The 12,320-nt window shown below is 72.5% G+C and carries 14 protein-coding genes; 5 read left to right on the plus strand and 9 right to left on the minus strand.

The features are described 5' to 3' along the window. The 3 genes from AB0F81_RS07345 to AB0F81_RS07355 form a co-directional block, all read right to left on the minus strand. Positions 1 to 267 (minus strand): transposase (locus AB0F81_RS07345; RefSeq protein WP_360192431.1); only part of this gene is annotated, 267 nt, incomplete at its 3' end. Next, on the minus strand, positions 236 to 1,003 hold the full coding sequence (locus AB0F81_RS07350) for a TetR family transcriptional regulator (RefSeq protein WP_360192434.1): 768 nt from the start codon (positions 1,001 to 1,003) through the stop codon (positions 236 to 238). The genes AB0F81_RS07345 and AB0F81_RS07350, both read right to left, overlap by 32 nt. A 59-nt stretch (positions 1,004 to 1,062) precedes the next feature. After that, positions 1,063 to 1,950: an oxygenase MpaB family protein gene (locus AB0F81_RS07355; RefSeq protein ID WP_360192437.1), complete on the minus strand. Its 888-nt coding sequence runs from the start codon at positions 1,948 to 1,950 to the stop codon at positions 1,063 to 1,065. A 76-nt stretch (positions 1,951 to 2,026) separates the two neighbouring features. Between AB0F81_RS07355 and AB0F81_RS07360 the strand changes: the two genes are divergently transcribed. Next, complete coding sequence (locus AB0F81_RS07360) at positions 2,027 to 2,689, plus strand: GntR family transcriptional regulator (RefSeq protein ID WP_360192440.1); 663 nt, start codon at positions 2,027 to 2,029, stop codon at positions 2,687 to 2,689. A 27-nt stretch (positions 2,690 to 2,716) separates the two neighbouring features. On the opposite strand, the gene AB0F81_RS07365 is transcribed toward AB0F81_RS07360, so the two are convergent. Further along, on the minus strand, positions 2,717 to 4,180 hold the full coding sequence (locus AB0F81_RS07365) for an aldehyde dehydrogenase family protein (RefSeq protein WP_360192443.1): 1,464 nt from the start codon (positions 4,178 to 4,180) through the stop codon (positions 2,717 to 2,719). An 85-nt stretch (positions 4,181 to 4,265) separates the two neighbouring features. Between AB0F81_RS07365 and AB0F81_RS07370 the strand changes: the two genes are divergently transcribed. Then, positions 4,266 to 5,411, plus strand: a complete 1,146-nt coding sequence (locus AB0F81_RS07370; RefSeq protein ID WP_360192446.1) for an acyl-CoA dehydrogenase family protein — start codon at positions 4,266 to 4,268, stop codon at positions 5,409 to 5,411. Positions 5,412 to 5,609: 198 nt separating this feature from the next. Here AB0F81_RS07370 and AB0F81_RS07375 read toward each other — a convergent pair whose 3' ends face one another. Continuing rightward, positions 5,610 to 6,179, minus strand: coding sequence for a maleylpyruvate isomerase N-terminal domain-containing protein (locus AB0F81_RS07375; RefSeq protein WP_360192449.1), 570 nt, complete (start codon positions 6,177 to 6,179; stop codon positions 5,610 to 5,612). A 299-nt stretch (positions 6,180 to 6,478) separates the two neighbouring features. On the opposite strand from AB0F81_RS07375, the gene AB0F81_RS07380 reads away from it, so the two are divergent. Both AB0F81_RS07380 and AB0F81_RS07385 read left to right on the plus strand, forming a co-directional pair. Next, positions 6,479 to 7,306, plus strand: coding sequence for an LLM class F420-dependent oxidoreductase (locus AB0F81_RS07380; protein WP_360192452.1), 828 nt, complete (start codon positions 6,479 to 6,481; stop codon positions 7,304 to 7,306). Continuing rightward, complete coding sequence (locus AB0F81_RS07385; RefSeq protein ID WP_360192455.1) at positions 7,303 to 7,686, plus strand: TIGR03668 family PPOX class F420-dependent oxidoreductase; 384 nt, start codon at positions 7,303 to 7,305, stop codon at positions 7,684 to 7,686. Before AB0F81_RS07380 ends, AB0F81_RS07385 begins: the two co-directional genes overlap by 4 nt. Here AB0F81_RS07385 and AB0F81_RS07390 read toward each other — a convergent pair whose 3' ends face one another. The 4 genes from AB0F81_RS07390 to AB0F81_RS07405 all read right to left on the minus strand — a co-directional run bounded on the left by AB0F81_RS07390 (position 7,687) and on the right by AB0F81_RS07405 (position 11,320). After that, a complete protein-coding gene (locus AB0F81_RS07390; RefSeq protein WP_360192457.1) occupies positions 7,687 to 8,133 on the minus strand; it encodes an Lrp/AsnC family transcriptional regulator in 447 nt (148 codons plus the stop codon). It abuts the gene before it with no gap. 302 nt (positions 8,134 to 8,435) lie between these two features. Beyond that, positions 8,436 to 9,575 (minus strand): acyl-CoA dehydrogenase family protein, encoded by a 1,140-nt coding sequence (locus AB0F81_RS07395; protein WP_360192460.1) that lies wholly within the window; start codon positions 9,573 to 9,575, stop codon positions 8,436 to 8,438. A 369-nt stretch (positions 9,576 to 9,944) separates the two neighbouring features. Next, positions 9,945 to 10,601, minus strand: a complete 657-nt coding sequence (locus AB0F81_RS07400; RefSeq protein WP_360192463.1) for a response regulator transcription factor — start codon at positions 10,599 to 10,601, stop codon at positions 9,945 to 9,947. Continuing rightward, positions 10,598 to 11,320 (minus strand): histidine kinase, encoded by a 723-nt coding sequence (locus AB0F81_RS07405; protein WP_360192660.1) that lies wholly within the window; start codon positions 11,318 to 11,320, stop codon positions 10,598 to 10,600. The genes AB0F81_RS07400 and AB0F81_RS07405 overlap by 4 nt, the downstream gene beginning before the upstream one ends. Positions 11,321 to 11,560: 240 nt before the next feature. Between AB0F81_RS07405 and AB0F81_RS07410 the strand changes: the two genes are divergently transcribed. Further along, positions 11,561 to 12,256 carry an ABC transporter ATP-binding protein gene (locus AB0F81_RS07410; protein ID WP_360192466.1) on the plus strand — a complete coding sequence of 232 codons (696 nt, stop codon included), beginning with the start codon at positions 11,561 to 11,563 and terminating at the stop codon, positions 12,254 to 12,256. Positions 12,257 to 12,320: the final 64 nt, after the last annotated feature.

The raw sequence follows: 12,320 nt of genomic DNA on the forward strand, positions 1-12,320 counted from the left end.
CGGGAAGTAGGAGCCGGACCTCAGCTTCGGGATGGCCAGCTCGACGGTCCCGGCGCGCGTGTCCCACTCCCGCGGCCGGTAGCCGTTACGCGAGTTGGTCCGCTCGGCGCTGCGTTCGCCGTAACCGGCGCCGCACAGCGCGTCGGCCTCGGCAGACATCAACGCGTCGGCGAAGGTTTTCACCATCGCCCGCAGCACATCAGGGCTCGCCGATTCCAGATGCTGGCCCAGCAGGTCAGCGACGTTCAAACTCTCTGTTGCGGCCATCGCAGGTCTCTCCTTCGTGATCTTCAGACAATCCGAAGGATCTGCGGTGGCCGCCTCTTTCATCCCGGAAAATCCGGGTCATACACCACTTCGGTGGACGTGACCCGAGCGTCCGCCGGGCGAAAGCTCGCACCTGACCCGGATCATCCAGATCAAGGTGGCTGTCCGGGGTGACGAAGAAGGACAGCGCCAGCCGGGCCACCACCTCGGCGACCATGCGGGTGTCGACGGACGCCGGGATGTCGCCGGCCGCCTGCTCCTCGCGCAACCGGTCGGCGAGGAACTCGCGGACCGCGCCGAGCACCGCGCCGCCCTCGGTGGTCAGCAGCGGCACCAGCACGTCGGGATCGGCGGCGAGCAGGCCGCCGACCAACCGGTTGTCGCGGGCCGCCTGCAACGCGGCGACGAAGCCCTCGACCAGGCGGTCGGCCGCGGTGGTTTGCGCGGCGACCGCCGCCCGGAACCGGGCGACATAGGCCCGCAACTCGCCGAGCAGCAGCTGCTCCACCAGCGCCGTCTTCCCGGCGAAGCGGCGGTAGACGGTGATCCGGGAGACCCCGGCGCGGCGCGCCACGTCGTCCATGCTGGAGCGGCGGATGCCGACCAGGCGGAACTGTTCCGCGGCCGCGGTCAGGATGCGCTCCCGCACCGGATCGTCACCGCCGGCCGGTGCCGGGTCGAGCATGGCGGCCTCCTGCAGGGCTCGCCGCAGCAGAGGTACCGGCATCGCGCTCATCGAGCGCGATCCTAACCGGCCGGCGCCAACTCATGATCAATGTCGGCGGCGCGGCGCCGTCAGCCACGGCGCAGGTGCTCGGCGGGCAGGTTCTCCGGGGCCGGTGCGCCCAGGTCGGCGGGGCTGCGCCCACCGGGATAGCCGGGATAGGTCCGGTTGCGGGGCGAGTTCGCCAGGACGGAGGTCCGGCGTGGCGGGAAGAAGCGCAGCGCTCGCGCGCGGGCGGTCAGGCCGGCACGGGCCGCCGCGGAGACCCAGCGTGGCGCCGCCGGGAAGCCGAAGGCGCGCAGCATCGGCTCGTCGAGCATGGCGCGGACGCCGAGGCGCGCGGCCGGGCGCAGGAACGCCGGGAACCAGGCCGCGAACAGGTCGACGGTGTAGTGCCCGATCTCCCGGTTGGTGTCCGAGTAGACGAACTCGCGCTGTTCGTACTCCTGCTTGAAGGCCCGGTAGGCCGCGAAGTCGTCGGGGATGTCGCGGATGCCCATCCGCTTGCCGACCTCGCGGTAGTAGTGGAACGCCGCCAGCCGCTCGTTGTCGTGCAGCGGCCGCCAGCCGTAGCGGTCGAGCCAGTCGAGCGGGTCGTAGACGAACGTGGAGAGCACGTAGAGCATGTCGTCGTTGGTGATCGCGAACCGGCCGTGCGCCCGGTTGATCACCCGCAGCGCCTCCTTGCCGCGCGGCGAGTCGTAACCGTGCGCGGCGACCTCGGCCATCAGCAGGGCGGTGTCGTCGTAGCGTTTCTGCGGCCGGTCCCGGAACTCCCCGGTGGCCGCGAGCAGCTTCGAGATGCTCGGCACGCAGTAGGTGCGGAACAGGGCGAACTCCAGGGCCCGCGTGTAGTCCCAGGGGAACTCGCGCCCGGCGGAGAGCTGGTAGATCTCCAGGTGGTCGCGGACCGGGTCCAGCCCGGCGATGCGCTGCAGCAGCCCGTAGCGTCGGCTCATCAGCTCATCCACTCCTTCCCGCTTGCCCCGTATTTGATATTTGATACCGTAAGCCGCTGAATCGCCGGAGGTGAAGATGGCGTTGCCGGCCGACCGCCCGCAGCTGTCCGAAGAGGTCGCCGCGGCCCTGCGCGGCCGGATCATGTCGGGCGAGCTGCGCCCGGGGACCCGGATCCGCCTCGAGGAGGTCGCCGCCCAGCTCGGCGTCAGCATCACCCCGGTCCGGGAGGCGCTGCTCACGCTCCGCGGCGAGGACATGGTCGAGCTGGAGCCACGCAAAGGTTACGTCGTCGCGCCGCTGTCGAAGCAGGACGTCCTCGACCTCTTCCAGTTGCAGGGGGACATCGCCGGTGAGCTCGCCGCCCGGGTCGCCGAGCGGATCACCGGCTCGCAGCTCGACGAGCTGGCGCTGACCAACAACCTGCTGCTGCGTGCCGTACGGGCCCGCCGGACCGACGACATCGAGCACCTGGAGTTCGCCTTCCACCGCGGCATCAACCTGATCGCTCAGGCCCGCAAGCTGAGCTGGTTCCTGCACGTGGCGACCCGCTACACGCCGGCTCGCTTTTACGCCGCCGACCCGGGCTGGCGCGAGGGCGTGCGCGAGGACCACGAGGAGCTGCTCGTGGCTTTCGCCGAGCACGACACGACGACGGCCCGCGCGGTGATGACCGGGCACTTCACCGACGGCGCGCAGCTTCTGATCAAACACTTGGACGGCCTCGGCGTCTGGCACTAGGACCGGGCCGGGGCCGGCCCGGCGACGTCACCCCGCGCCTCGGGCGTGCCGCAGGCGGAACAGGCCGCGGGCACGCTCCAGCGCGGACGCGTCACGGTCGAAGCGCATCAGGTCGATCGGCGCGGAGAACCGTTTCCAGGTGACCGACTGGGCACGGCTGAACTCACGCAGCCCGTCGGCGCCGTGGATGCGCCCGAACCCGGAGTCGCCCACCCCGCCGAACGGCAGCGACGGCACCGCGGCGAACCCCAGCACCGAGTTGATCGAGACGGCGCCCACCCGCAGGCGGCGGGCCAGGGCGGCCGCGGCGTGCCGGTCAGCGGAGAAGATCGAGGCGGCAAGGCCGTAGCGGGTGGCGTTGGCGCGCTCGACCGCCTCGTCCAGATCGGCCACCGGATCGACCGCCAGCACCGGGCCGAAGGTCTCCTCGGTGGCCGCCGGGCTGTTCGGCGGGACGTCGGTGAGCACGACCGGCGCGACGAACGGCGCCCGCACCGCCTCGGAACCGCCGACCACCGCCCGCGCCCCGGCCGCCAGGGCGTCGTCGACGTGGGTGCGGACCACCTCCACCTGCTCCGGAGTGGTCATCGGGCCGTACTCCGTACCCGGGGTGATCTGACCGGCCAACCTGGCCAGCCGGTCCAGGAAAGCGGTGTGGACGGCCTCGACCACGTAGACGCGCTCGACGCCCGCGCAGGTCTGGCCGGCGTTGCCGAAGCCGCCGAAGGCGGCGGCGCGCGCGGCGGCGTCGAGATCGGCGTCGGCCGCCACGATCATCGCGTCCTTGCCGCCGCCCTCCACGACGATCGGGGTCAGCGTGCGTGCGCAGGCGGCCATCACGGTGCGGGCGGTAGCGGCCGAGCCGGTGAAGGCGACCTTGTCCACCCCCGCGCCGACCAGCGCGGCACCGGTCTCCCCCGCGCCGAAGACGGTCTGCAGGACGGGCTGGTTAGGCACCGCGCGCGCCCACGCGGCGGACAGCCAGGCGCCGACGCCCGGCGTGTGCTCACTGGGCTTGAAGACCACCGCGTTGCCGGCGGCCAGCGCGTAGGACACCGAGCCGAGCGGGGTGTAGACCGGATAGTTCCACGGGCCGATCACACCGATCACGCCGAGTGGCCGGTATTCCAGCGCGGCGCCCTGGTCGGCGGCGAGCAGACCGCTGCGGACCCGGCGCCGGCGCAGCACCCGCCCGGCGTTGCGGGCCGCCCAGTCCAGATGCTCGACGGCGAGCATCACCTCCAGCACCGCGTCGCCCAGCGGCTTGCCGGTCTCGGCGCGGATCAGGGCGGCGAGCTCGTCGACGCCGGCGGCGATCTCCCGCTTCCACCGCAGCAGGCGCTCCCGGCGCTGCCGTGGGCCGAGCCCGGCCCACCAGGCCGCCGCGACCCGGGCCCGCGCAACGGCCTCACCGACCGCGTCGGCGCCCGCTATGTCGTATTCCCCCAGCAGCTCCTCGGTGGCTGGAGAGAGGGACCGCAGCCGGCTCATAATGCCTCCCAGATTTGATATTTGATATGCTACGGTCGCTGTCAATCCCCGCCGCTACCTGCGCTTATCCACCGAAGGGATCGACATGAACCTCGACCTTACCGATGAGCAGCGCGCCTTCGCAGCCGCCGTCGACGACTTCTGCCGCCGCGAGGCCGGCAACCGCGCCCAGCGCGACGCCCTCACTGGCAACGGCGAGCATGCCCACCATCAGGGCACCTATCAGAAGCTCGCCGATCTGGGCTATCTCGGCGCGTCCATCCCCGAGCAATACGGCGGGGCCGGCGGCGGCATGGTCGACACCTGCCTGTTCCTCGAGCGCATCGGCTACGGGATGCTGCCCGTCGGCGGCTTCGCCACCTCGGCCATCGTGGCCGCCGCGGTGCAGCGCTCGGGCTCCGAGGCCCAGAAGAAGACCGTCCTCGGCGGCCTGACCTCCGGCCGCACCTTCTCGATCGCGATGTCCGAGCCGGAGGCGGGTTCCGACGTCGCCGCGCTCGCCTGCCGCGCCGAGCCCGGCCCCGACGGCGGCTACATCGTCAACGGTCAGAAGACCTGGTGCTCCAACGCCCACTTCGCCGACGCGATCCTGCTGGTCGCCCGCACCGGCGGCGCGCCCGGCGACCACGACGGCCTGACCATGCTGCTGGTCCCGGCCGGCACCCCCGGCCTGAGTGTCTCCGGCATCGCGACAATGGGCGGCAGAGAGGTCAACGACCTCTACTTCACCGACTGCGTGCTGCCCGCCGACGCCATGGTCGGCACGGTCGGCGGCGGCTGGCGGCAGCTCATGGCCGGCCTCAACGTGGAGCGGCTCATCCTGGCCGGCCTGATGCTCGGCACCGCCCGGCGCGCCTTCGACGACACCCTCGGCTACATCCGCGAGCGCAAACAGTTCGGCCGCCCGATCGGCAGCTTCCAGGCCCTGCGCCACCGCATCGCCGACCTGGCCACCGAGATCGAGTGCTGCGGCCTGCTCGTGCACCGCACCGCCGAGCTGGTCGACCGCGACCCGGCGAAAGTGCTGCCCCGGGAGAGCTCGATGGTCAAGCTCAAGGTCACCGAGGTGGCCCGCGAGATGGCCCTGGCCGGCATGCAGATGATGGGTGGTTACGGCTACGCCAGCGAATACGACATGGAGCGGCACGTGCGCGCCACGCTGGTCTCCACCATCTACGGCGGCACCAGCGAGATCCAGCGCGACATCATCGGCAAGACCTACGGTCTTTGAAAACCCCTTCACGGTACGGACGACCAAGGTCCCGTGGCTAAACGCGAGCAGGTGCCACACCGGGCCGCAGCGCGACCGCCGGGCTTGAGCAGGTGGTCACGCTGGGCCGGTTCCCGCCCGTGCCCAGCCCCGCTCTCGGCTGCTTCGCGTACCCCCGAAGAGCCGCAAGCGAAGAGCGGACCGCGACCCGTGCGGGGTTCAGCCGACGGCGGCGCGCAGGACCCAGGAGGTGAGGCGGGGGCGGTCCGGCAGGGCGATCCGGCCGGTGCACCAGAGCAGGACCTCGACCGGGTCGCCGGCCGGCGCCTCGGGGAAGAGGCGGGCCAGGACGGCGGCGCACAGCGGCGCGGGCGGGCGCCAGCCGAGGCCGAGCCCGGCCGCGATGTCGTAGGTGTGCAGCAGGATCTCGTTGACACCGAGCGCGGCGAAGCCGGACGGGTCGGCCGGTCCCCAGTGCCAGGCCCGCGCGTCCGGGCCGGCGGCACGCAGGGCGACGGCGAGCAGGTCGGCGCATCCGGCGGTGATCTGCAGGAGCTGTTCCGGTGTGGCCTCCGGCCGCACGGTGAGGTCGAGCGGCAGGTAAGCATCGGTCGCCCGGGCGGTGAGCTGGGTGGCGTAAGCGATCAGGTCGTGCGCGATGTGCGCGGCCGTCTCGCGGCAGCTCCAGTCCAGCGTGCCGGCTGCCACGTCCCAGTCCGCGCCGGTGTGCGGGGTGAGGGCCGCCAGCATCGCGCTCTTCGCCGCGCGCACCTCATCGGCGCTCGTCACGCCCGGCGCCGGAGCGTCGCGCGAGCTCGTCGCGCCGGTGCTGTCCGCGCGGCCCGAGTTCGGCGTCAGCGAGCTGCGGGAGTTCGCATCGCTGGAACTCGCCGTGGCCGGCGTTTGCCCGGTTGCCTCGTCCGCCGCGCGAGGGTGCGCCGCGGGAGGCGTTGGGGTCGTCTCGACCGTCTCGCGAGCGGTCGCCGCGGGAGGCGTTCGCGGGGTCGTTTCGGCGGTTTCGGGGTGGTTCGCGCTGTGGGGGTTCATCGGGGCCAGCATCGCAGAGTGGGACGCCATAGACTCGCGGCGTGGAGTTCGGAGTCGGCTATTTCCCCACCCATGACGCGGTGCGGCCCGGGGAGCTGGCCCGGCGGGTCGAGGAGCGCGGGCAGGACGCGCTCTTCTTCGCCGAGCACACGCACATCCCGGCCTCCCGGGAGACGCCCTATGCCGGTGGCGGGGAGCTGCCCCGGAAGTACTGGCACACCTACGACCTGTTCGTCGCGCTGACCGCGGCCGCCGAGGCGACCTCGCGGCTGCGGGTGGGCAGCGGCATCTGCCTGGTCACCGAGCGGGACCCGATCATCACCGCCAAGGAGGTCGCCTCGGTCGACCATCTCAGCGGCGGGCGGTTCGAGTTCGGGGTGGGCGCCGGGTGGAACCGGGAGGAGATGGCCAACCACGGCACGGACCCGCGCACCCGGATGCGGCTGATGGCCGACCGGGTGCGAGCCATGCAGGCGATCTGGACGCAGGACGAGGCGACGTTCAGTTCCGAGTTCGTCACGTTCGAGCGGATCTGGTCGTGGCCGAAACCGGCGCAGAAACCCTGGCCGCCGGTGCTCGTCGGCGGGCACGGGCCGACCGTGCTGGACCGGGTGCTCGCGTACGGTGACGGGTGGTTCCCCAACTACGGCAGGTCGGTTCCGGGCCGGATCGCGGAGCTGCGGGCCCGCGCCGACCGGCCGCTGCAGGTGCAGGTGCTCAGCACCCCGTCCGATCCGCGGGTGCTCGAACAGCTCGCGGAGGCCGGGGTGCACCGGGCGTCGGCCTGGCTGCCGTCCGGCCCGTGGAGCGCCATCGAGGCCGACCTGGAGAAATGGGAACGCGCCATCGCCGAGTTCACCGGTCGATGACCCCGGCCGAACGTTTCGCCACGGCCCGGGTCGCGCGTCTGGCCACCGTCACCCCGGACGGTGCCCCGCACCTGGTGCCGATCGTGTTCGCCCTGGTCGGCGACGTGATCAGCACCGCGGTCGACGGCAAACCGAAACGGCACCGGCGGCTGGCACGGCTCGCCAACATCGCGCACGAGCCGCGGGTCAGTGTTCTCGCCGACCACTACGACGACGACTGGTCCACGCTCTGGTGGGTCCGCGCCGACGGCCGTGCCACCGTCACCGACGAGCCGGAGCCGGCGCTGCTCGCCCGCTACCCGCAGTACCGGGAGCAGCCTCCACCCGGCCCGTTCCTGCGCATCCAGGTCGATTCCTGGACGGCCTGGTCCGCCACCTGATCATTCAGCGATGCGCGGCGGCCGATTCTCGTACGGCGTGGAAAGCACCACCGTCGTCCGCGTGGTGACGTTGGCAGCCGTGCGGATGTCCTGCAGCAGCCGCTCCAGGTCGGCGGGGCTCTTCACCCGGACCAGCAGCATGTAGAAGTCCTCACCGGCCACCGAGTAACAGGAGTCGATCTCGGTGAGGTGGGCGAGCCGTTCCGGTGCGTCGTCCGGCTGCGACGGATCGAACGGCCGGATCGCCACGAACGCCGTCAGCGGCAGGTCCAGCGCCTCGTACGAGACACGCGCCGCATAGCCGGCGATGACGCCGCGCTGCTCGAGCCGGCGGACCCGCTGGTGCACGGCGGAAACGCTGAGGCCCACCCGCTCGGCCAGGTCGGTGTAGGACAACCGGCCGTCCGCGGTCAGGGCCGACACGATCGCCCGGTCGATCTCTTCCACGGCCGTCACACTACTTGCTGCCCGGCCACCACCGGCCCATCGGGCCAATCACGCCCGTCACAGAGCAAGCCGGGCTGCGCGGAGCGCAGTCGCAACAGGCGGCCATGGCACCAGGGCGGTCGGCCGGCACGCCGACAGCGACGGCCACCCAGCCGGCAGCAACGGCCGCGCAGGCTGACAGCCACCGTCGCAGGCTGACAGCCAGTGCCGCGCGGAGCGGCAGCCACCGCCGCAGGCTGACAGCCAGTGCCGCGCGGACCGACAGCCACCGCCGCAGGCAGACAGCCTGCGCGGCCGGAGGATCAGCCGGTCATGGAGCGGGCGATGACCAGGCGCTGGATCTGGTTGGTGCCCTCGACGATCTGCAGCACCTTCGCCTCGCGGAACCAGCGCTCCACCGGGTGGTCGCTGACGTAGCCGTAACCGCCGAGGACCTGGACCGCGTCGGTGGTCACGCGCATCGCGACGTCGGTGGCGAACAGCTTGGCCTTCGCCGCCTCGACCGAGAAGGGGCGGCCGGCGTCCTTGAGGCGGGCCGCCGCGAGCAGCAGCGCGCGGGCCGCCGACACCTGGGTGGCCATGTCGGCGAGCATGAAGCCGACGCCCTGGAAACGACCGATCGGACGGCCGAACTGTTCGCGCTCCTTCGCGTACCCCGTCGCGTAGTCGACCGCGGCCTGCGCCAGACCGACCGCGCACGCGGCGATGCCGAGACGGCCGGCGTCGAGGGCCTTCATCGCGATGGCGAAACCTTCGCCGTCCGCGCCGACCAGCCGGTCGCGCGGCACCCGGGCGTCCTCCAGGACGATCTGCGCCGGCGCGGCGGAACGCAGGCCCATCAGCCGTTCCCGCTGCTGCGGCAGCAGACCGGGCGTGTCGGCGTCGGCCAGCAGGCAGGAGACGCCACGGGCGCCGGGCCCGCCCGTACGGCAGAAGATGTTGTAGAAGTCGGCCGTGCCGCCGTGCGTGATCCACGCCTTGGTGCCGTTGACCACCCAATCGTCGCCGTCGGCGACCGCCCGCGTGGCGAGGTTCGCCGCGTCCGAGCCGCCCTGCGGTTCGGAGAGGCAGTAGGCGCCGAGCAGTTCGCCGCCGAGCATGTCGGGCAGCATCTTGCGCTGCCGTTCGGTGCCGTAGGCCGCCACCGGGAAGCAGGACAGCGTGTGCACGCTGACCGCCTCCGCGATTCCCAGCCAGGTGCCGGCGAGGATCTCCAGGACCTGGAGATACACCTCGTACGGCTGGTTGGCGCCGCCGTCCGCCTCCGGATAGGGCAGGCCGAGCAGCCCGGATCGGCCGACGGTGCGCAGGATGTCGCGGGGGAACTCGCCGCGCGCCTCGAAGTCGTCGACCTTGCCGGCCAGCTCTCGGGTGGCGAGCTCGCGGGTCAGGTCGAGCAGGTCGTGTGCTTCAGGGGTGGGAAGCAGTCGGTCCACGGTCATGCGTCGAGCTTAACGGTCGTTCAGCATCGCACGACAGGGACCAGGATGCCGCAGGACAGAGACCCGGCTCCGGCCGTGCTCAGATGCGAGACGCTCAGTGACACGAAGGCCGGCCGGTGACCGGCTGCGGGCCCGCTTCATGTCGGCATGAATGAAGCCCAGACCCGGCCCAGTCCTCACGATAGTGCGCATCACGCGCGTGGGCGCCCCGCCGCGGCGACGCGGGACGGGGCGACGCGCGGCGAGGCGACGCGGGACGGGGCGACGCGGGACGAGGCGGGACGAGGCGACGCGGGGCGGGCCGGGGCCGGGCGGGGTGGGGTGGGACGAAGGCCGGCCCCGGGCAAGGATCGGCGCAACGCTCCGAGGTCACGAGCGCGGCGCCACCAGGCCGGTCTCATAGGCCAGGACCACCGCCTGGGCGCGGTCGCGCAGGTCGAGCTTGGCGAAGATGCGGGCCACGTGGGTCTTCACCGTCGCCTCGCTCAGCGTCAGGGTCTCGGCCAGCTCGGTGTTCGACAAGCCTCGGCCGAGCAGGGCCAGCACCTCCAGCTCGCGCGGGGTGAGCGCGGTCAGGTCGCGGTGCACGGCCGGTGGGCCGTCGTCGGCGGCGAAGCGCTGCACCAGGCGCCGGGTGATCGACGGGGCCAGCAGGGCGTCGCCGGTGCCGACCAGGCGGACCGCGTTGGCCAGGTGGTCGGCGGTGACGTCTTTCAGCAGGAACCCGCTGGCGCCGATGGCGAGCGCGGCATAGACATAGCGGTCCAGGTCGAAGGTGGTCAGCATGAGCACCCGGCAGCCGGGGTTGCGGGCCAGGATGCGGCGGGTGGCCTCCAGGCCGTCCATGCCGGGCATCCGGATGTCCATCAGCACGACGTCGGGGCGCAGCCGGCGCTCGGCCTCGACCGCGGCGGCGCCGTCGGCGGCCTCACCGGCCACGTCGATGCCGCGGGCGGTGAGGATCAGCCGGAACCCGGCCCGGATCAGCTCCTGGTCGTCGACGATCAGCACTCGGGGCTCGGTCATGTGGGCGCCTCCTCCAGCGGGATGCGGGCGCGGACCCGATAGCCCCCGCCGAGGCGGCGCCGGGCGTCCAGGTCGCCGCCGTAGACCGCGACCCGCTGGCGCAGCCCGAGCAGGCCGCGGCCGGCGCCGGCCCCGGCCCCCGCGGCGGGTGGTGGGTCGCCGGTCAGCACGCTCGGGCCGGTGGTCAGCACCTCGACGCGCAGGGCGTGCTCCGCATAGCGAATGGTGACCTCGGCCTTGCCGCCGGTGCCGTGCTTGAGGGCGTTGGTCAGCGCCTCCTGCACGATCCGGAAGGCCGTGACGTCGATGCCGGACGGCAGCGGCCGCGGCTCGCCCGAGACCCGCACCTCGACCGGCAGGCCGGCGAACGCGATCCGGTCGATCAGCGGGCTCAGGCTGCTCAGCGTGGGCTGCGGCGCCAGATCCCCGTCGTCGGCGTCGTCGCCACCGTCGGCGGCGGGCGCGAGCAGACCGAGCAGGTGCCGCAGCTCGGTCATGGTGGTGCGGCCGGCTTTCTCCACCGACTCCAGCGCGGCGGCCGCCTCGCCAGGCAGGGTGGCGAGCACCTCACGGGCCGCGCCGGCCTGCACGATCATGACACTGACGTTGTGGCTGACGATGTCGTGCAGCTCGCGGGCGATGCGGGCGCGCTCCTCGTCGACGGCGGCGCGCGCGGCGATCGCCCGCTCGCGCTCCAGCAGCCAGCCGCGCTCGCCCATGGCCCGCTCGTGCCGGCGCCGGGCACGCACCAGGGCCACGCCCAGCCCAGCGGCGGCGGCAACCGCCACCCCGAGAGCGATCAGAAGCCACCAGGTCCCCACGCCCGCAACCCTGTCAGAAACGCGCACCCGGCACATCAGCCCACGCTCCGATGCGCCTACATCCGCGGGATGACAGCCTCGACGCAATGCATCCGGCGGCGGATGACCGGCGGGGCCCCGCTCCGTAGCGTCCCTCCCATGACGACAGACAGCCGAGTGGTGCGCCTCGACGGCGTGCGCAAGGAGTATGGAGACACGGTGGCACTGGACGGTGTTTCGCTGGAGATCCACGCCGGTGAGGCGGTGGCCGTGATGGGCCCCTCCGGCTGCGGCAAGTCCACCCTGCTCAACATGATCGCCGGGTTGGACCGGCCGACCGCCGGCGAGATCACCGTGCACGGCCAGCGCCTGGACACGATGAAGGAGAAGGGGCTGGCGCTGTTCCGCCGGCACCACCTCGGCATGATCTTCCAGTTCTTCAACCTGCTCGACGACCTGCCCGCGCTGGACAACGTGGCCCTCGCCGCCCAGCTCACCGGCACCTCGGCGGGTGTCGCCCGCAAGCGCGCCCTGGAGTTGCTGGGCGAGCTCGGCATCGCCGACCGGCGCAACGTCTACCCGGCGGCGCTCAGCGGCGGCGAGCGCCAGCGGGTCGCGGTGGCCCGGGCCCTGATGAACCGGCCCGCCCTGTTGCTCGCCGACGAGCCGACCGGCGCGCTCGACAGCAAGGCCGGCGAGCAGGTGATGGACCTGCTGCTCGACCTCAACCAGATCGGGCAGACCCTACTGATCGTCACGCACGACGAGCGGCTGGCCCACCGTTGCGCCAGCCGGCTGATCGAGCTGGCCGACGGCCGGATCGCCCGCGAGTCCGCCCTGGACCGGGTGTCATGAGCGGCCGCAGCAAGCGCGACGGAGCAGGTGTCATGAGCAGCCGCAGCGAGTGCGGCGGAGCGCC

The sequence above is a fragment of the Actinoplanes sp. NPDC024001 genome, from assembly GCF_040638955.1.
Classification (GTDB): domain Bacteria; phylum Actinomycetota; class Actinomycetes; order Mycobacteriales; family Micromonosporaceae; genus Actinoplanes.

Coding starts and splice junctions, on each gene's coding strand:
- AB0F81_RS07350 (WP_360192434.1), bottom strand. CDS start 1,003: ATGAGCGCGATGCCGGTACCTCTGCTGCGGCGAGCCCTGCAGGAGGCC.
- AB0F81_RS07355 (WP_360192437.1), bottom strand. CDS start 1,950: ATGAGCCGACGCTACGGGCTGCTGCAGCGCATCGCCGGGCTGGACCCG.
- AB0F81_RS07360 (WP_360192440.1), top strand. CDS start 2,027: ATGGCGTTGCCGGCCGACCGCCCGCAGCTGTCCGAAGAGGTCGCCGCG.
- AB0F81_RS07365 (WP_360192443.1), bottom strand. CDS start 4,180: ATGAGCCGGCTGCGGTCCCTCTCTCCAGCCACCGAGGAGCTGCTGGGG.
- AB0F81_RS07370 (WP_360192446.1), top strand. CDS start 4,266: ATGAACCTCGACCTTACCGATGAGCAGCGCGCCTTCGCAGCCGCCGTC.
- AB0F81_RS07385 (WP_360192455.1), top strand. CDS start 7,303: ATGACCCCGGCCGAACGTTTCGCCACGGCCCGGGTCGCGCGTCTGGCC.
- AB0F81_RS07395 (WP_360192460.1), bottom strand. CDS start 9,575: ATGACCGTGGACCGACTGCTTCCCACCCCTGAAGCACACGACCTGCTC.
- AB0F81_RS07400 (WP_360192463.1), bottom strand. CDS start 10,601: ATGACCGAGCCCCGAGTGCTGATCGTCGACGACCAGGAGCTGATCCGG.
- AB0F81_RS07405 (WP_360192660.1), bottom strand. CDS start 11,320: ATGGGCGAGCGCGGCTGGCTGCTGGAGCGCGAGCGGGCGATCGCCGCG.
- AB0F81_RS07410 (WP_360192466.1), top strand. CDS start 11,561: ATGACGACAGACAGCCGAGTGGTGCGCCTCGACGGCGTGCGCAAGGAG.